The 17,246-nt window shown below is 44.1% G+C and carries 23 protein-coding genes and 2 riboswitches; of the genes, 7 read left to right on the top strand and 16 right to left on the bottom strand.

Annotated elements, in window-relative coordinates; translation table 11 throughout:
* Window positions 1–11: 11 nt before the first annotated feature.
* From kdpB to NQ095_RS07485, 4 genes are all read right to left on the bottom strand, one after another.
* Window positions 12–2,027, bottom strand: coding sequence for a potassium-transporting ATPase subunit KdpB (gene kdpB / locus NQ095_RS07495; RefSeq protein ID WP_258263150.1), 2,016 nt, complete (start codon window positions 2,025–2,027; stop codon window positions 12–14).
* A 129-nt stretch (window positions 2,028–2,156) separates the two neighbouring features.
* Complete coding sequence (gene kdpA / locus NQ095_RS07490) at window positions 2,157–3,818, bottom strand: potassium-transporting ATPase subunit KdpA (protein WP_375162825.1); 1,662 nt, start codon at window positions 3,816–3,818, stop codon at window positions 2,157–2,159.
* Between the two features lie 31 nt (window positions 3,819–3,849).
* Window positions 3,850–3,900 (bottom strand): potassium-transporting ATPase subunit F, encoded by a 51-nt coding sequence (locus tag NQ095_RS22565; RefSeq protein WP_375162824.1) that lies wholly within the window; start codon window positions 3,898–3,900, stop codon window positions 3,850–3,852.
* 149 nt (window positions 3,901–4,049) lie between these two features.
* The gene (locus tag NQ095_RS07485; protein ID WP_258262868.1) at window positions 4,050–4,454 is read right to left on the bottom strand and encodes a hypothetical protein; all 405 of its coding nucleotides are present in this window, start codon (window positions 4,452–4,454) and stop codon (window positions 4,050–4,052) included.
* A gap of 418 nt (window positions 4,455–4,872) precedes the next feature.
* Window positions 4,873–5,014: riboswitch (cyclic di-AMP (ydaO/yuaA leader) on the bottom strand.
* A gap of 241 nt (window positions 5,015–5,255) precedes the next feature.
* On the opposite strand from NQ095_RS07485, the gene NQ095_RS07480 reads away from it, so the two are divergent.
* Window positions 5,256–5,624 carry a Na-translocating system protein MpsC family protein gene (locus NQ095_RS07480; protein ID WP_258262867.1) on the top strand — a complete coding sequence of 123 codons (369 nt, stop codon included), beginning with the start codon at window positions 5,256–5,258 and terminating at the stop codon, window positions 5,622–5,624.
* Window positions 5,625–5,685: 61 nt separating this feature from the next.
* Window positions 5,686–5,826: riboswitch (cyclic di-AMP (ydaO/yuaA leader) on the top strand.
* Window positions 5,827–6,102: 276 nt separating this feature from the next.
* On the opposite strand, the gene NQ095_RS07475 is transcribed toward NQ095_RS07480, so the two are convergent.
* The 11 genes from NQ095_RS07475 to NQ095_RS07425 form a co-directional block, all read right to left on the bottom strand.
* Window positions 6,103–7,179, bottom strand: coding sequence for a DUF3626 domain-containing protein (locus NQ095_RS07475; protein ID WP_258262866.1), 1,077 nt, complete (start codon window positions 7,177–7,179; stop codon window positions 6,103–6,105).
* Between the two features lie 37 nt (window positions 7,180–7,216).
* Window positions 7,217–7,564: a VOC family protein gene (locus NQ095_RS07470; RefSeq protein ID WP_258262865.1), complete on the bottom strand. Its 348-nt coding sequence runs from the start codon at window positions 7,562–7,564 to the stop codon at window positions 7,217–7,219.
* An 80-nt stretch (window positions 7,565–7,644) separates the two neighbouring features.
* A complete protein-coding gene (locus NQ095_RS07465) occupies window positions 7,645–7,992 on the bottom strand; it encodes a YciI family protein (protein WP_258262864.1) in 348 nt (115 codons plus the stop codon).
* Window positions 7,993–8,287: 295 nt separating this feature from the next.
* Complete coding sequence (locus NQ095_RS07460) at window positions 8,288–9,037, bottom strand: ABC transporter permease (RefSeq protein WP_258262863.1); 750 nt, start codon at window positions 9,035–9,037, stop codon at window positions 8,288–8,290.
* Complete coding sequence (locus NQ095_RS07455) at window positions 9,027–9,800, bottom strand: ABC transporter ATP-binding protein (protein ID WP_258262862.1); 774 nt, start codon at window positions 9,798–9,800, stop codon at window positions 9,027–9,029. Before NQ095_RS07455 ends, NQ095_RS07460 begins: the two co-directional genes overlap by 11 nt.
* A 138-nt stretch (window positions 9,801–9,938) precedes the next feature.
* A complete protein-coding gene (locus tag NQ095_RS07450; protein ID WP_258262861.1) occupies window positions 9,939–10,283 on the bottom strand; it encodes a DUF1048 domain-containing protein in 345 nt (114 codons plus the stop codon).
* A 1-nt stretch (window position 10,284) separates the two neighbouring features.
* Complete coding sequence (locus NQ095_RS07445; protein ID WP_258262860.1) at window positions 10,285–10,623, bottom strand: PadR family transcriptional regulator; 339 nt, start codon at window positions 10,621–10,623, stop codon at window positions 10,285–10,287.
* Window positions 10,624–10,763: 140 nt separating this feature from the next.
* Window positions 10,764–11,192, bottom strand: a complete 429-nt coding sequence (locus NQ095_RS07440; RefSeq protein WP_258262859.1) for an SMI1/KNR4 family protein — start codon at window positions 11,190–11,192, stop codon at window positions 10,764–10,766.
* A gap of 22 nt (window positions 11,193–11,214) precedes the next feature.
* Window positions 11,215–11,712, bottom strand: coding sequence for a hypothetical protein (locus tag NQ095_RS07435; protein WP_258262858.1), 498 nt, complete (start codon window positions 11,710–11,712; stop codon window positions 11,215–11,217).
* A 43-nt stretch (window positions 11,713–11,755) separates the two neighbouring features.
* On the bottom strand, window positions 11,756–12,421 hold the full coding sequence (locus NQ095_RS07430) for a Type 1 glutamine amidotransferase-like domain-containing protein (protein ID WP_258262857.1): 666 nt from the start codon (window positions 12,419–12,421) through the stop codon (window positions 11,756–11,758).
* 458 nt (window positions 12,422–12,879) lie between these two features.
* Entirely contained in the window at window positions 12,880–13,332 is a 453-nt protein-coding gene (locus NQ095_RS07425; protein ID WP_309137622.1) for a PaaI family thioesterase, read from the bottom strand.
* Window positions 13,333–13,646: 314 nt separating this feature from the next.
* On the opposite strand from NQ095_RS07425, the gene NQ095_RS07420 reads away from it, so the two are divergent.
* From NQ095_RS07420 to NQ095_RS07400, 5 genes are all read left to right on the top strand, one after another.
* Complete coding sequence (locus NQ095_RS07420; RefSeq protein WP_258262856.1) at window positions 13,647–13,913, top strand: spore gernimation protein GerQ; 267 nt, start codon at window positions 13,647–13,649, stop codon at window positions 13,911–13,913.
* A complete protein-coding gene (locus NQ095_RS07415) occupies window positions 13,910–14,278 on the top strand; it encodes a spore coat protein (RefSeq protein ID WP_258262855.1) in 369 nt (122 codons plus the stop codon). Before NQ095_RS07420 ends, NQ095_RS07415 begins: the two co-directional genes overlap by 4 nt.
* 18 nt (window positions 14,279–14,296) lie before the next feature.
* Window positions 14,297–15,433 carry a zinc-dependent alcohol dehydrogenase gene (locus NQ095_RS07410; protein ID WP_258262854.1) on the top strand — a complete coding sequence of 379 codons (1,137 nt, stop codon included), beginning with the start codon at window positions 14,297–14,299 and terminating at the stop codon, window positions 15,431–15,433.
* A gap of 74 nt (window positions 15,434–15,507) precedes the next feature.
* Complete coding sequence (locus NQ095_RS07405) at window positions 15,508–15,702, top strand: hypothetical protein (RefSeq protein ID WP_258262853.1); 195 nt, start codon at window positions 15,508–15,510, stop codon at window positions 15,700–15,702.
* 17 nt (window positions 15,703–15,719) lie between these two features.
* A complete protein-coding gene (locus tag NQ095_RS07400; protein WP_258262852.1) occupies window positions 15,720–16,019 on the top strand; it encodes a spore coat protein in 300 nt (99 codons plus the stop codon).
* Between the two features lie 215 nt (window positions 16,020–16,234).
* Here NQ095_RS07400 and NQ095_RS07395 read toward each other — a convergent pair whose 3' ends face one another.
* Window positions 16,235–16,387, bottom strand: coding sequence for a hypothetical protein (locus tag NQ095_RS07395; protein WP_258262851.1), 153 nt, complete (start codon window positions 16,385–16,387; stop codon window positions 16,235–16,237).
* Window positions 16,388–16,495: 108 nt separating this feature from the next.
* On the opposite strand from NQ095_RS07395, the gene NQ095_RS07390 reads away from it, so the two are divergent.
* Window positions 16,496–16,948 carry a universal stress protein gene (locus NQ095_RS07390; RefSeq protein WP_258262850.1) on the top strand — a complete coding sequence of 151 codons (453 nt, stop codon included), beginning with the start codon at window positions 16,496–16,498 and terminating at the stop codon, window positions 16,946–16,948.
* The last annotated feature ends 298 nt before the right edge of the window (window positions 16,949–17,246 follow it).

Raw genomic sequence — 17,246 nt, 5'->3', positions numbered from 1 at the left:
TTCTATCCTTTTTATATGAATAATGAAATCGCCATATCAATCAATTTAATTCCTATGAATGGAACCAATACACCTCCAAGACCATAAATCGTTAAGTTCCGTCTCAATAATGAGTTGGAGCTCATCGGTTTGTATGCGACCCCCTTCATGGCTAGGGGAATCAATAATGGAATGATCACGGCATTAAAGATCAGTGCCGACAGGATGGCCGATATGGGTGTAGACAGACCCATGATATTCAATGCTGTCATCTCTGGAATCGCAAGCATGAACATGGCAGGGATGATGGCGAAGTATTTCGCGATATCGTTGGCGATACTGAACGTGGTCAGCGCCCCCCTGGTCATGAGTAATTGCTTACCTATTGAAACCACTTCAATGATCTTTGTCGGGTTGGAATCCAAATCCACCATATTCGCCGCTTCTCTTGCAGCTGTGGTCCCGCTGTTCATGGCGAGCCCCACGTCTGCCTGGGCGAGTGCTGGCGCGTCATTCGTACCATCACCTGTCATCGCTACCAATTTCCCTTGGGATTGTTCATATTTGATCACTTCAATTTTGTCTTCCGGTTTACACTCCGCAATGAATTCATCCACCCCTGCTTCACGTGCAATCGTGGCAGCCGTAAGCGGGTTGTCCCCTGTAGCCATGATGGTCTTGATGCCCATTTGCCGGAGTTTTTCAAAGCGTTCCTTCATTCCCGGTTTCACCGTATCTTTCAAATAGATCAATCCATAGATTTGTCCTTCCACCGCTACAGCCAATGGAGTACCGCCTTCTTTAGCGATTTCTTTCGTTTCTTCTTCAAGATTTGCAGGGATTGTGCCTCCTTGAGCTTTCACCCACGTCTTGACTGAATCCACAGCCCCTTTACGTACTTGTCGGCCATCTTTCAAATCCACCCCGCTCATTCTCGTCTCGGCTTTAAATTCAATGAATTGTCCATCTGCTGCCATGGAAGCATCGAGCTCGGTTCCCTTCTCTTTCAACAATTCAATGATGGAACGTCCTTCAGGTGTTTCATCCTGCAACGAACTGATTCCTGTCCAGTAGAAAAACTCTTCTTTCGATGAATCCCCTACTGTTATGAACTCACTGGCCATACGGTTACCGAATGTGATGGTACCGGTTTTATCCAGAATGATCGTGTTGATATCCCCTGCCGCTTCAACTGCCTTACCGGACATGGCGAGTACATTGTACTGAGTGACACGGTCCATTCCCGCAATCCCGATTGCCGATAACAATCCACCGATGGTCGTCGGGATCAAACAGACGAGGAGTGAAATCAATACAGGAATTTCAAGGGAGAATCCCAGATAATTCGTAAAGAAAGGAAGAGTGACGACCACAATCATGAAGATTAGCGTCAAACTGGTTAAAACCGTATTCAAGGCGATTTCGTTCGGGGTTTTCTGACGCTCTGCCCCTTCCACCAATGAAATCATCCGGTCTAAGAACGATTCACCAGGGTTACGTGTGATTCGGACTTTGATCTGGTCACTGACGACTCTCGTTCCTCCGGTGACAGAATTGAAATCGCCACCGGCTTCTTTGATGACCGGAGCAGATTCACCCGTAATCGCAGATTCATCCACCGAGGCAAGACCTTCAATCACTTCTCCGTCACCTGGAATCATCTCACCTTGTGAGACGACAACCACGTCCCCTTTCTTGAGAGAGGTGGAAGCCACTTTTTCCGTTTTTCCATTTCCCCGAAGCAGATTGGCGGACATCTCCTGTTTGGACTTTTTCAATGAATCTGCCTGTGCTTTCCCGCGGCCTTCTGCCAATGCTTCGGCGAAATTGGCAAAGAGCAGTGTAAATAATAGAATCAGGCTGACTGTCACATTGAACCAGGGTGCTACATCACTGGGTCCAAATGCATCAGGTGCAAAACACAATATGAATGTAATGATGAATCCAATCTCCACTACAAACATGATTGGATTTTTTATCATGATTCTTGGATCAAGCTTAACGAAAGAATCCTTCAAGGCCTGCTTGACCATCCCTTTATTCTTCATGTCATTTCCATCCTTCTGTTCATTTAGATTGGGCCGCTCGGGGGAAAGACGGTTTCGTTCTCTCCCTCTAAATTCAGCGACCTTATTTGTCTCTTTCAATAATGGATTTGCCACTTCTTCCACTCCCATCTACAATGTCAGATATTCTGCTACCGGACCCAATACGAGTGTCGGGAAGAACGTTAACGCCCCGACGACAAAGAATGTCCCAATCAGGATCACTCCGAATAAGGACGTATCCGTTCGGAACGTTCCGATCGTCTCAGGAACCATTCTTTTGGATGCGAAGGATCCTGCAACAGCGAGCATCGTCACCAGACCGAAGAATCTTCCAATGTACATCACGACGCCCGTCGAGATGTTCCAGAATGGAGTGGCATCCCCAAGTCCTTCAAATCCCGATCCATTGTTTGCAGCGGATGACGTATATTCATAAACCACTTGGGATACACCATGAAATCCACTATTTGAAATGGCTCCCACCCCAAGAGGAGTATAAAGCGCAAAGGCAGATGCCCCCAATATCAACAGGGGATGCATAAGCATCGTAATGGCAATCATCTTCATTTCCCTGCCTTCGATTTTTTTGCCAAGGAATTCCGGAGTGCGTCCAACCATCAATCCTGAAAGGAACACAGCGATCATGGCATACATGAGCACATTGATGAAACCGGCGCCAACTCCACCGAATACGGTGTTCAACAACATATTCGTAAGGGCCAGCATCCCGCCGATCGGGGTTAACGTATCATGCATCGTATTGACGGCACCTGTTTCCGTCGCCGTCGTGACCATGGCATAAAGAATCGATTGACCGGTACCGAAGCGGACTTCCTTCCCTTCCATACTTCCTTGATCAGTTTGGATCCCCATGGCATTCAGTGCCGGATTTCCTTGTGTTTCATAGAATAGGGCCGTTGAAAGAAATACAACGAAAACCATCACCATCGATACAAACAGGACACGTCCTTGCTTCGGATTCCCGACCATCTTTCCATACGTAAAAGGGAGGGCGGAGGGAAGCAGGAACATCAAAAGGATTTGAATGAAATTACTGATGGCGTTCGGATTCTCAAATGGATGGGCCGAATTGACACCAAAGAATCCTCCCCCGTTATTCCCAAGTTCTTTAATGGACAGGAATGTTCCGACAGGGCCACGGGCAATCTCCTGGGTACCACCCTCAACCGTATTCACTGTAACCGATGGCTCAAGCGTCTGCGGAACTCCGAGCGCTATGAAAATAAAGCCTGTAATAAAGGCGATTGGCAATAGCACGCGGGTAATGGCCCTGAATAAATCGACAAAGAAGTTACCGATTTCTGCTCCTGATAGTCCCCTGACAAAGGCGATGGCTACTGCCAGGGCAGTTCCCGGTGCAGCGAACATCATGAACAGAATCCCGATCATCTGTCCGAGATAGGAAAGACCGGATTCCCCGCTGTAATGCTGGAGGTTCGTATTGGTCATAAAGCTGATGGCTGTATTAAAGGCAAGAGTGGGATCCATCCCCGGATTTCCACCCGGGTTCAGGGGAAGGACCCCCTGCAGCCTGAATACAAGATACACAAGGAAAATCATGAAACCATTCGTGAAGACAAGGGCCAATGCGTATTGCTTCCACGTCTGGTTCACTTTTTTTATTCCACTGACTTTGAAGAGTAGATGTTCGAATGGGCCAAAAACTTTATCTAAAGGCGTTTGATTATAGTCGAACGCCTTTGCCAAATAGACCCCTGCAGGCTTTGCAATCAGAATCATTGCCGCTAATGTAATGATGATCGATAGAATGGTCGTAATCACCTATGATACCTCCAACTAATTAGAATTTTTCTGGATGAAACAATACATAAAATAAATACAGTGTAATCATGGCAGTAATCCCAAGTAGCAACATCATGAGTCCTTACCACCCTGATCGACAACAGTGGAAGACCAATTAATAAGTCCCGACATAAGCGCCGGAAGGATGATGAATAGAACGATCATTATGATATCCAACATGTGTATAACCTCCTGATATTATTTGAAGAAAAACGAAACATTCCTGCTCTTTGTATACACCACATATCTTGCTCCGATGGATTGATACAGTCTTACTGGATACCCTGGTGTCATCGTGACGACAATGATGGGTGCTGATGTACTGTTATGAATGATCCTCATCATCGTTAACGTATCGAAAAAGTGATTCTCAAACACGATGACCTTATTGAGGTGGTGGCGGTGATCAATGAATTCTTCATTCACCCCCAAACCCATGACATGTTGGAACCCCCGCCACTTCAGAATCTCAACCACTTGTGGACTGGGGGAAACAAAACAACAATCATGGGAAAGATTTAAGCAACCCTCTATTTCCTGCAGCACCTCATAAGAGGGAATACAAACAAGCGTTGTGTCCTTTTGCCGTTCCTGCGTACACACATAAATCCTCCTTTCGTTCTGTATCATCACACCTCTACCATTTCAAACTGCAGAGAGTCATACCCTCGAAAAAACATGGGCCGTCTCTTCCAACAGATCCCCTCATCAGGAAGAAAAATCCGTCTTCAGAAACAAAAATAGACCAACATACACTTCTCCCCCAGACGATTGACAAAAGCAAAGAACAATCAGCACCCTGTATAGATGCGATTTTCTATCATCTCTTGTTCATCTGGAGAAAAAGTATACATTGGTCTACTTAACGCCTAGCAGGCTCCTTTAAGCCTTCTATGCATTCTGTCTTCCATGTTCACTTTTTCGAAAATAGGCATTATAAAAAGACCTACTTGATCATCAGGCTGCCCCTTTTGCCATTATGAAACAACAAAAAAAGCCCCCTGAAAAAGGTGGTCTTTATGACCTCCTTCGCTTTAGCCGACGAAGTTAGCTGACGGGTAGGATGGCGAAAGAGTTTAATCTCATCCCTTCTACACTTGTAGAATTAACCCCACTTGATTGGGTCCTCCGTTCTCGTTTCCGAGACTAGGCCGAAATATTGAGTTGTGCTTTACAAGGACTATATTACTCCCGGCTTATGAAATTTGTAAACGGATAAAAAACGCCGTATCCAGCTAAATTTGAATGTTTTTCTGACAAAAACCATCGATTCCTTTTAATTCCTAATCGAATCGGATTTTTTCTCTTAGTCTACTTAACTCAAAATTATAGATTGACAACTTTTAACACACTTGAGTAAGATAGTCCATGAATTATTACGTTAGTCATTAGGGGGAAGGAAATATGAAAACGACTAAACGCCGATTAGAGGCTGAATTGAGTGAAGCATTTATAAAGATGCAAAGAGAACTGATCGGCCGCGGTCCACAGGAAACACGAACGTACATCCTAGAGGACATGGTCATTGCCCGATTCAAAGGGGTGCTAACCGTTGAAGAAAAACACCTTGTCGAACATGATAAAGGCAGAGTGCTCGTTAAACAGATGAGACAGGTACTGCGGGAAATGTACAGCCAAAACATTGAAGAAATTGTAGAGCAACATACAAATTGCAAGGTCTTATCGAGCCATAGCGACATCAGTACAAAAACGGGAGAGCGCATGGAGGTATTCGTACTCGATAAGAACTTGGAAAAGCTGTTAGAAAACTAATCAAAATTGTATAATCATTCATTTTCTCAACTTGGAAAGCAATGAAGATCTTCATCACATCTGAACTAAGTCGCTGAATCCCACAGGAGCGGAGAAACCAAAGGAATGGATGACACCTATTCATGGGGTGAAGTCATATGACCGGGAGACTTATACCTCCCGAATCCGTCAGCTAACTTCGTAAGCGTTGTAGAAGAGAGGAGATTAACCGGCTGTATAACTATCTAAAATATAAAGCCCTGAATCTATTGAATGGAGGACTCAATGATTCAGGGCCATTTTGTGTTAGATTAACATTACTTACAATGAACACTCCAATGAAATGCCAATATTGTCTTTTCTACCATTGGAACCTTATCGTTACTTATACAAGCATCTTGTGCTTTTCCGAGAGAATCAATATTTAATAAAGCCAAGAATAACAGTATGGCCAAAAGAATGACTGGTAAATAAATTTTTCTCCACGAACCAACCTCCATCATTTCACCACCGTTCTTCCGTACTTCACCAACACATGCCACAAAAGCTTTAATTCCTGCAGTACCTCTTCATATGTTCCCCGATCCTTCCAGCTGCCCGGATTCTGCTTCACACTTAGGACTGCCTGCCCGATTGTGTGTGCATCAATCCTATTTTCATCTGCTATCCGCTTTGAAAGTGAAGGCATGGATGGCCCCCTGAAATCAGAAGGAACATCATCTACATGGAGGATAAAACCCATGTGCCACTGAAGATCAATGGAAAATTTGGAGCACAGTTGCTCCAAAGTTTTACCGACTGTTGTACCCTTAAAAGATGGATCGGCAATCAACACTTCCACATCTTCTTTCAGAGAAATCGGCCCGTGAATCTGGGATTCTATATAATGATTCAAATTTCGATTGGCCAAGCTTTCCTTCCTGCCATGTTCAAGATGATTCAATAGGTGATGAATGAACTTTGCCGGAGTCAAATCCTTTTCTCCAAGTGCAAAATCTCTTAAAAATATCTCTTCCAAAAGCGCAGCTAATATCATATCAAATTCTTGATATGTCCCCTTCTCAAGTGGGTTTTGATGTGAGTCCAAATATGTAAAGGTTGAACGGGATGAAACTTTAGGTGATAACAAAAAATAGCACGACCCAAACCGCGGGGAAGGACCATCCGGATGTAACATCAGATTCAATGCCCCGTACTTTGGCCGATCGCTCATCAAGGTACCGTCCGATTGGTAAGCTCCTCCAAACATACTCTCTTCCCACCTATCCCGGTCACCACCTGAATGGGGGGACACCTTCCCATTCGATATGAATGTTTCGAACTGACTCTTATATTCCCCATGTTCAAGAAGGGATTGGGCAACGGTCTTCATCGTGGAAGTCGGTCGATCCGGATGGAAGTGCAAACCGATCTGTGCGTGGGTTTTAATAAGATTGACTGCCTGTTCAAACACTTCAACTGATATATTGGACATGTTCAGGACATGATGAATGGTAGCCTTCGCATCCGCTTTATGCTTTAAGGCATTGGCCGTAAAATAATCGATTGCCTGACGCTGTGACGATGTTAATTCCATAAAGAAACGACGCTCCTATCTGCATGGCCACCGCCCATTATTTCTCCCAAAGCTCAATCAGCCTGCCTTCAGGATCTTTAATCCAAATAAACTGACCAAATTCACTCACTTCTTTGTCCTTTGCAAGGGGTACACCCATTCGTTCAAGATGCTCCATTGTTTCGTTTAAGTCATACACCTGGAAATTCAACATCACCTGCTGTTCTGTCGGGAAATATGGATCCTCTTCCGTAAAGAAAGAAAAGATTGTTTCATTTTCTGGATCCTGTTTAATCATGGTTCCGTTCCAATCTCCCATTTCAAGCTTTAATACTTCTCTGTACCATTTCTTTAAAGCATCCAGGTTTTTCGTTCTCCAGAATATACCTCCGAAACCTTTTATCATCTATAATCGCTCCCTTTCGTTTTTCACTTACAAGTCAATCGTTCACTAGATCATTCATCTTTTCCCTTCTGTTCCGTTACTTAGAAGACTTGCCGCAATTCCACCTGTCCTTCCCCATACCCTTGAGGGTCCGGCACACGCAGGGCCCACTCGATGGCTTCTTCCCTCGACTTCACATCGATGAGGAAGAACCCTGCCACTAACCCGTCCACTTTAAAAGGACCCTCTGTCACGACCGGCTTTCCTCCTGGTTCCGGGTACGAAATGCGGATACCGTTCGAACTCGGATGAAGTCCTTTCGCCATCACCCGCACGCCTGCTTCCACTAGATCCTCATTGTACTTCGTCATTGCGTCCATGAGTTCTGGGCACGGAAGATTTCCGCCTTCGGAATTTGTCGAGGCTTTGACAATCATCATAAACAACATAGGAACGACCTCCTTCCCGATTTTCTCGTTATCTTCACTTCAAAATACACGAATTTCATGTAGATCATAATATAAGCCAAATACTATACTAATGGTATTCCATTTCCATCAAGATACTTCCTCCATTCAGCGAAAAATTCTATGAAAACATTCATGTATTCACCACATTTCAATAAAAAAAGAAGACACAAAAGTCCGTTTGGTTACCAAACTCTCTTGCGTCCACCCACATCCAGGAGGTTATAAAGACTATCCATCTTTTTTGTTATAATATTTTTCTGCTTACCTTTTGAGCTCATCCTAACTGGCGTTTGAATATCTTACTGGCAATAAAATAAGCGATGACCATGATACCGATGCACCATGCAAGGGAGGTCCAGATATCGTTACCAACCGGTCCCCCATTCAAAAGGGCACGAATCGCATTCACGATGGACGTCACGGGCTGATTCTCAGCAAACAACCGTACAACGGTTGGCATCGTTTCCGTAGGAACAAAGGCTGAACTGATAAACGGGAGGAAGATCAGCGGGTATGAGTATGCCGTCGCCCCTTCCATCGAGTCTGCGGTCAATCCCGGAATAATTGCAAGCCATGTCAAGGCAAGCGTGAACAGGAGGATTATCCCGATGACTGCGAGCCATTCCAATATATCAGCACCAGAACGAAAGCCCATCAACAGCGCAACGAGAATGACGACCATAACGGCAAGAAAATTCGATACTAAGGAAGTCAGTACGTGTGCCCATAATATCGAGGAGCGCTTGATCGGCATTGTACTAAACCGCCCCATCAGTCCGCTCTTCGCATCCGTAAAGAGTCGGTGCGATGTATAAGCGACACCAGATGCAATCGTAATCAGCAGAATTCCGGGTAACAAGTAATTCACGTAGCTGTCCGTCCCTGTCTCGATGGCACCGCCAAATACATAAACAAACAACAGCAACATCATAATCGGCGTAACAGCAACCGTGATAATTGTATCAGGACTCCGTAAAATGCCACGCATCAGCCGTCCAAATAATACCCCTGTGTTACTGTTCATTTTCATTTCCTCCTTTTTTGCCAATGATCGAGAGGAAGATTTCCTCGAGCGTCGGCTGCTTCTCGATATACTCCACTTTCGCAGGCGGGAACATGGCTTTCAGTTCAGTAAGGGTACCCGTCGTAATGATTTTCCCTCCATGGAGGATGGCGATCCTGTCCGCCAGCTGCTCTGCTTCCTCCAGATACTGGGTCGTCAGTAAGATAGTCGTTCCGCCACGGGCAAGCTCCTTAACCGTTTCCCAGACTTCCATCCTTGCTTCCGGGTCAAGGCCAGTCGTCGGCTCATCGAGAAAGATGACAGGCGGCGCCCCGATCAGGCTCATGGCGATGTCAAGCCGGCGCTTCATTCCGCCAGAGTACGTATCCGCACGTCTGTCGGCAGCGTCCGTCAGACTGAATCTTGTCAGGAGATCCTCTGCGATTCGGGACGGATTGGACACTCCCCGTAACTTCGCAATCATGATCAGATTTTCCCTGCCGGTCTGGATACCATCCAGGGCTGCAAACTGTCCTGTCAGACTGATGCTCTGCCGAACCTGATCCGGCTGGTGCTGCACATCAAAGCTGCACACACTCCCATTTCCGCTATCCGCCTTCAATAACGTCGAAAGGATATTGACGATCGTTGTCTTCCCCGCCCCATTGGAACCGAGAAGCGCGAATACCTCCCCGCGCTTCACCTCAAAATCCACACCCTTTAAGACTTCCTTGTCTTTGAACGACTTTTTCAATCCTTTTACTGAAATCGCTGCATGACTCATGTGTTTTCCTCCTTTTTTATCTATCACTACTTAGTGTTACTGGTAATCAGTAACACTTACTACTGTGGTAAAAAAACAACTGAATAGTGCCGGATCAGACTTTATCACCCAGCATTCAGTCGGTATAACTGATTGGATTCACTTTTTCCCACGACCGATCGTATCGTTCAACTTCGCCCGATGCTTGTCACTCCACTTTTCCGAGTCTTTCACCAGTTCATCACAGAATCCGGCAACGTCTTCCCCAGTGAGATCAGTGACTTCCTTACCTTCTGCCGCTCCTTCTTCGAACAGATCCAGAATGCCATTAAAGATCCGGCTCATATCTTTCCAGTCTGTGAGACCACCTGCAGTCCACATGTATTTCTGAATCGCCTTGTAGGCATTCAGGTACTCATTTGGCAGTGTCTTCGCACGGGCTTCCATTGCTCTCCATTCACGTTTGTCGGCCATACTTCCCGTAATCTTTTCAATAAATTTCATGTTATCCTCTCCTTATGATTTCTTTTGTTTTGAGTTCGTTCATCTTGCTTGAAAGGAATTCCCATTTCCCCCAAAAAATCTCGAGCTTCTCCTGCCCTGCTTCATTCAGAGTATAGAATTTCCTCGGAGGCCCTACAGTGGATTTCTTCTTTTCAATATTCACCAGATTGTTTTTCTCAAGTCGCATGGTAATGGTGTATACGGTGCCTTCCACCACATCCGTGAAACCAAGTTCCCTCAACTGCTGTGTGATCTCATAGCCATACGTTTCACCACGGCTGATGATCTCAAGGACACAGCCTTCAAGAACCCCTTTCAACATTTCTGTTAAGTTTTCCAAATGTTCACCCCCTACTTCATACTACGTACTCAGTAATACTAACTACCACTATATAGTATGACAAAGTAGCGGATGGTGTCAACCTAATTTATAAAAAGCTGAAGATGTTTAATTCGATCTTCAGCTTTTGCCGTGGTTATTTAAACATTCAATTCTCCCGTAATCCATCCTTCAATAAACTTGTCTAGAGACGTTGACACTACTCGTCGATTTCGATCTTCGTGATTCCATATGTAGATATTCTCAGACTGTATTCTGCCCTTTACAAGCGAATAACCAAATAAATCACCATTGCCTGCATCGGAGAAAAACAACAAAGAATTCATATTTTCACTAAATTCAAGACCTGTTCTACAAAATATATTTTCCCTAACCACCTGTTCTGTTGACCAAATATATGATATGCCATAGTTGCCAAAGACTCCATTTGTCTCATTGTATAATTGGGCAAGTTTCCCCGGCAGTTCAAGCTTCAAGGTTTCTTTGATTGTCGAGATCTCAGATTCAGTTGCTGGTGCTTTGAACTGACATTCTTCCGATAAACTGCCTAGATAATTTCTCCACTTCATTGCTTCTTCCCACCTGAAATTTTTATTGAAAAGACTCTGCCATTTGAATCAACTGTGTTTTACTCACTTCTTTTGGGGATAGTTTAGGATAATAAATCAATTCATAATACTTTACATCTTTCCAGGCAAGGATTCTTCTGCCGGAGTCATCCGAGATGAAATCACCATACATATCATGTCCGATTTTGACCCTTTCGATCTTATCTGCTTCATACTCTGGCTTTGATGACGAAATTCGGATGTCCATCATATTTATATCAGCGTTCAATAACGAAATTTCTGCTTCCTGTTGCACTTCTCCAACTGAGAAATCGGTCACTTTCATTTCCGAAAATGGAACCTTTGTTGGCGTCTTGAACTCAAATGACATTTGGCTTGCCTTTGGAGTGTAATCAAGATCGTACATCCTGCCACGGAGCTCTGACCAGACAAACATAATGGCTCCTATGGAAGCCAACAGTATCACAGAAACTATTATTTTCCGTTTAGTAACATTTAATAATCCAATCTTATTAATCATTGACCCACCTATAATTTTTATTTTTATAAAGAGGTATTAACCCTTATGAAAACAGTCTCCAATTCCCCTCCGAAACCAATTCGATTTCTCCATCTACCACTTTAATGGCAGTCTCATCATCGATTGCATATGCAGGACCCTTCATTCCTTCAGCCCATTTCTCTGCATCAGCCATCGTGTTTTCCGGCAGCATCTCGTGATCCAGATGCGGGAAGATTGAAAAATCAACCATTCCGAGCGCTGCATCCCCGCCGTTTGGAGGGTTCCAGCCAACAAAGTCTTCCCCGATGTTAGGAGCCATCACCATGCTCCCTGCGCTCATTCCCACATAAACTGCGTTCAGCGAAGGCAAAAGATCCCCAAGGCCGGATTGTCGCATCCAGTGAGCCAAGTAGAGGGCATCGCCGCCCGATACAAGAAAGACGTCAGTTTCCCTTACAAGGGGCACCCAGCGGTCTCTATTGATGCTTGGCAGTGCTGTGAGTTCAAGCACGCCGACAGACTTCCATCCAAGGTCAACCATTGGATTCTCGGAATTCCCGCTGATGAATTCCCATGTCCTGACGCCGGGGCCGACCCAGGGGTGTCCATACATGGCTGTGGGGATGCAGAGGGCCGTGGAATCCTCGATCGGCTTGTCGAGCATCGTAACCAATGCTTCATGTATGCTTTTGTTATTGACGCCTGCGGATGTAAGCAGTAATTTCATGACTTCATCTCCTTTATGTGATCAATCCCTTATATCCTTGCATTTACCAGGTTGTTATTTTGGTTTTTCCTTCTTCCATTAACCAGAGCTACTTGTTACTTAAGGAATTCAACAAAAATAGCCGTTTATCCTTCTTGGATGAACGACCGTGTTCTCGCTGTTATTCCAGTGCTGTCTGTTGTCGGTGGAGCATAGATAAAACGTTATACATCTTTTCTATAATGGTTAGATAAAAATTCATCCAAAATCACTTTATGGCTTTTCACACTATTGCTTGGCAGTTCATCTGGATCCATAGCCCTTTTAAGAGCCAATGTACCTGACCGCGTGGTTCCCTTGTAAAAATAGTCAACCAAGAACCGTCCCCATCTTACCGAAACAGGGCATCCACGAAAGGGATGCCCGGTGAACATCAAGTGAATCGAAAGCTGCCAAAGGCATGCTTTGAGTTTTCAGCCTTAACCTTTTTCATCAAGATCAATAAAATATTGATCCTTTCGATAAGCCACCGCATCCATAGTCGCAATCATTTTTTCATCATGAAAGATATCAATCCTATAAAACCCTGTGCGGAAGTTCCGTTTAATTTCAGTTGTTCGTGCTGTAATTTTGTCCCCTGGAATGGCTGCAGCAATAAATTGAATATTGGTCGAAAGACCTACTGACGTTTTCCCATAAGCATTGCAGGCCACAGAAAAAGCATGATCAGCCAATGCGTAGATGACTGCCCCGTGTACAGTTCCGTGTGCATTGACCATATGGTTTTGCACTTCCAGCACAGCTTCAGCAAAGCCAGCCTCAAATTTCGTTAACTGAATGCCTAATGACAGGGCATACTGATCATTTTTTACTTTTTCGTAAATCTGGTCGTAGTTTTCTCCATGAATTTGTTGTTCGTCGATTTTCTGCACTCCAATTCCTCCTTTTTTCTATTATTGTATTTGTTTCCTGCCATTGCAATAGAAGTATTACAGAGATTATGGGTTGACAAATGAAAAAAACACCTGCATTTCGGTTACAACTATTCGGTCTCTTTTTTTAAATAACCAAATGAAATACCTTTTTTGGCCCTCTCATACGGAACTTCTGTGTGAATTGTGCTAAAACAAGTTCTCTTATATCTCTTGCTTATACTTCCAAAAAACGTAACTTTTTTAAAGAATACCTCCACTCCCTCAGGAGACACTACAATCGTAACAAGTAGTGATAAAGGAGGTCAGTTTCATTGGATAAGTATCAATTGGCACCACACGAATCACTGGATCTGCATGAAGTGATAAATTTCAAAACATTATGTGTAGCAAAGTCTAAATTGATGCAGGGTGTTGTTTTTGACCAGGACCTAAAAGAGTTGATGGAAAAAGATATGCAGCAATCCATGCTGGATCTTGCTGAATTACAGCAGATCTATAAACACGCACCATTCGAAGCCCCGGTTCCCCAGAGCCGCCCGACACCAATCATCGATGATAAGGAGGGTAACGTACATTGAACCAAGATTATTTAGATCCCATTAATGCACTGAATATGCCGGAACTTGCTGACATGACATTTGCAATGGATTTTCTCGTTCGTGCAAAAGAGGGTGTTAGAAATACGGCTGTTGCTTTAACGGAAACCACGACACCACAATTAAGAGCAGCACTTCGGAAACAGCTTTTTCAAGGCATCGCCATGCACCAGGAAATCACAGAGTTGATGGTGCAGAAAAAATGGTTCCATCCTCATGACCTGAGTGAACAGTATCAATTGGATCAGCTCTCTGCCAAGAATACGAATATGATCGGAAATATGAACCTGTTCCCAGTTGACACTAACAGAAAAGGAATGTTCGATCGAACACCGGATGAACAATAACACTGGAGGTAAATCAGCATGAAAGCAGTAACCTATCAAGGCATCAAGAATGTCGAAGTGAAAGAAGTTCCAGATCCAAAGATTGAAAAGCCGGATGATATGATTGTCAAAATCACCAGTACCGCTATTTGCGGATCAGATCTTCATTTGATCCATGGAATGATTCCCAATATGCAAGAAGACTATGTCATCGGACATGAACCGATGGGAATCGTCGAAGAGGTTGGTCCAGACGTAAAGAACTTGAAAAAAGGAGACCGCGTCATCATACCGTTCAATATTGCATGTGGGGAATGTATTTATTGTAAAAATCAGCTGGAAAGCCAATGCGATAATTCCAATGACAATGGCGACATGGGAGCCTATTTCGGCTACTCAGGTACTACCGGCGGTTTTGCAGGCGGTCAGGCTGAGTATCTCAGAGTCCCTTTTGCCAATTTCACCCACTTCAAAATTCCTGAATCCTGCGAGGAACCGGATGAAAAATTAAGCTGTATTGCGGATGCAATGTCCACAGGGTTTTGGAGTGTTGACAATGCAGGTGTTAAAAAAGGAGATACGGTAATTGTTCTTGGCTGCGGCCCGGTTGGATTATTCGCTCAGAAATTCGCCTGGATGAAGGGCGCAAAACGGGTAATAGCTGTAGATTATGTCAAATACCGTTTGGATCATGCAAAACGAACAAACAAAGTAGAAATCGTCAATTTTGAAGACCACGAAAATGTTGGCAGCTATCTTAAGGAGATTACCAAAGGAGGCGCCGATGTTGTCATTGATGCGGTCGGGATGGACGGAAAGATGAACGATATGGAGTTTCTTGCAACTGGATTAAAACTTCAAGGCGGTACCATGAGTGCCCTCATCATCGCGTCCCAGGCAGTACGGAAGGCAGGAACCATCCAGATCACAGGTGTATACGGCGGCCGATATAATGGTTTCCCGCTTGGAGACATCATGCAGCGAAACGTCAATATCCGCTCCGGACAAGCCCCGATGATACACCTTATGCCTCATATGTATGAATTGGTCACGTCAGGAAAGGTTGATCTGGGAGATATCGTTACCCATGTAATTCCCTTAAGCGAAGCCAAGCGTGGATATGAAATCTTTGATACAAAAACTGATAATTGCATTAAGGTTGTTCTTAAACCATAAAAAAAGACCTGTCATTTAATTCGCAATCAATAAGTATCTGATTAAACTGCATCAAAAGCAAAGGAGGTCACTATATGGATCATGCATTACATGAAGTCCTTGAAGTCCAGGAAATGGCGGCTTTTAAAACCAATTGTTTGACCAAGTCTAAAACAATGAGAGTCCTTGTTTCCGATGAAAAACTGAAAACAATCATGGAGAAAGATGTAGAAATTTCTACTCGTCAATTAGGTGAATTCTCCGATATTCTATCCAAAGCAAAACAATGATGAGGAGTTGAACATACATGAATTTTGTAGTAGAAAACTTAACTGGGATGAAAGCACTCACAGACCAGGTCGTGGCGATGGACCTTCTTATTGCAGCCAAAAGCGGCGTGCGAAATTACGCCATGGCTGTCACTGAATCGGGTTCGCCGGAAGTCAAAGAAATGCTGACCAAGCATTTGGAAGAAGCGCTTGATTTGCACGAACAAATTTCGAGTTATATGGTGGAACGAGGCTGGTACCATGCCTTTGATACCAATAAGCAGCTGGATCTCAACCTTAAGAATATTGACACCGCTTTACAACTTCCGACACTATAAGAAACCGAGGAGCAGATTTGATGGAACGTCAGCTGTTCCTCGGTTCTATTTCTAAAATGATACAGATAAAACAACAATTGTTGTCCGTCCAGAGGTTTTGGAAGAATTCACGAAAAAAAATAAGCGTTATGCTTCATAGAATTTAAGAATATAATAAAAACGCGTCAAATAAAGCTTGCAGAAACATTCACTGTCTCTGCAAGCTTTTCCTTTACCTACTCTTCATATTGTTCGTTTTCATATGTCCCATACTGACCATTTTCCGTATCGATGACACCGCTTGTATACGAATCCATGATCTGCTGGCTAACCTCTTGATTCGCATTTTCATCATATGTGAACTGTTCTTTCGGATCCTTCTTCTTCATGGTGATTCCCCCTTAAAAATAAGTAGTCTATTCACTCTTATTGTTCGAAAATTGGCTACAGATATAAGTGGGAAAATATAGTATGATGAATATAAGGAGGGGATCACAATGAGTTTAAAATATCACAACATATTAGTAGCTGTAGATGGATCAAGGGAAGCAGAATGGGCCTTCAAAAAAGCGATTGCCATCGCCAAACGGAACGACGCCATTCTTTCCCTGATCCACGTCATCGACACCCGCTCTTTCGCGGCCATCGAATCCTACGACCGCACAGTAGGTGAAAGAGCCATCAAGTATGCTGAAGAATTATTAAACGAGTACAAAGAAGAAGCGGTTAAAGCCGGATTGACCAAAGTCAAAACCTATGTCGAATACGGCTCCCCGAAAGTGATCATCCCAAAAGAAGCAAACAAAAACGTCAAAGCAGACCTCATCATATGCGGAGCCACCGGCCTCAACGCCGTCGAACGCTTCCTCATCGGCAGCGTCTCCGAACACATCACAAGAGCCGCCCACTGCGACGTACTGGTTGTCAGAACGGAAGAAGTGGAAGATTGATTTTACCATCTTTCCAACAAAAAAAGAGTGGTTGAAGGAGGAAGTTCCTTTTTCAACCGCTCTTTTTATTGGGATTAGAAAGAAAAACTCTAATAGTTGATTGAAGCGGAAGGTGCTCGACTCCTGCGGGAAATGCTGGACAGGTGAGACCCCACAGGGCAAAGCTGAGTTGCACCCCTATTGTTGGACACCCCAACCAACAATAGGAGGTACCAGCACAAATGGCCAAGTTTACTCAAGAATCTAAACTGAACGCTACTAAACGTTATCTTAATGAACTCGTTAGTTATCGAGATCT

Origin of the sequence: Rossellomorea sp. SC111 (assembly GCF_024733565.1) — a bacterium.
Lineage (GTDB): Bacteria > Bacillota > Bacilli > Bacillales > Bacillaceae_B > Rossellomorea.
Note: the sequence above shows the minus strand (reverse complement) of the source record. Positions and strands in the feature narration are given on the sequence as shown.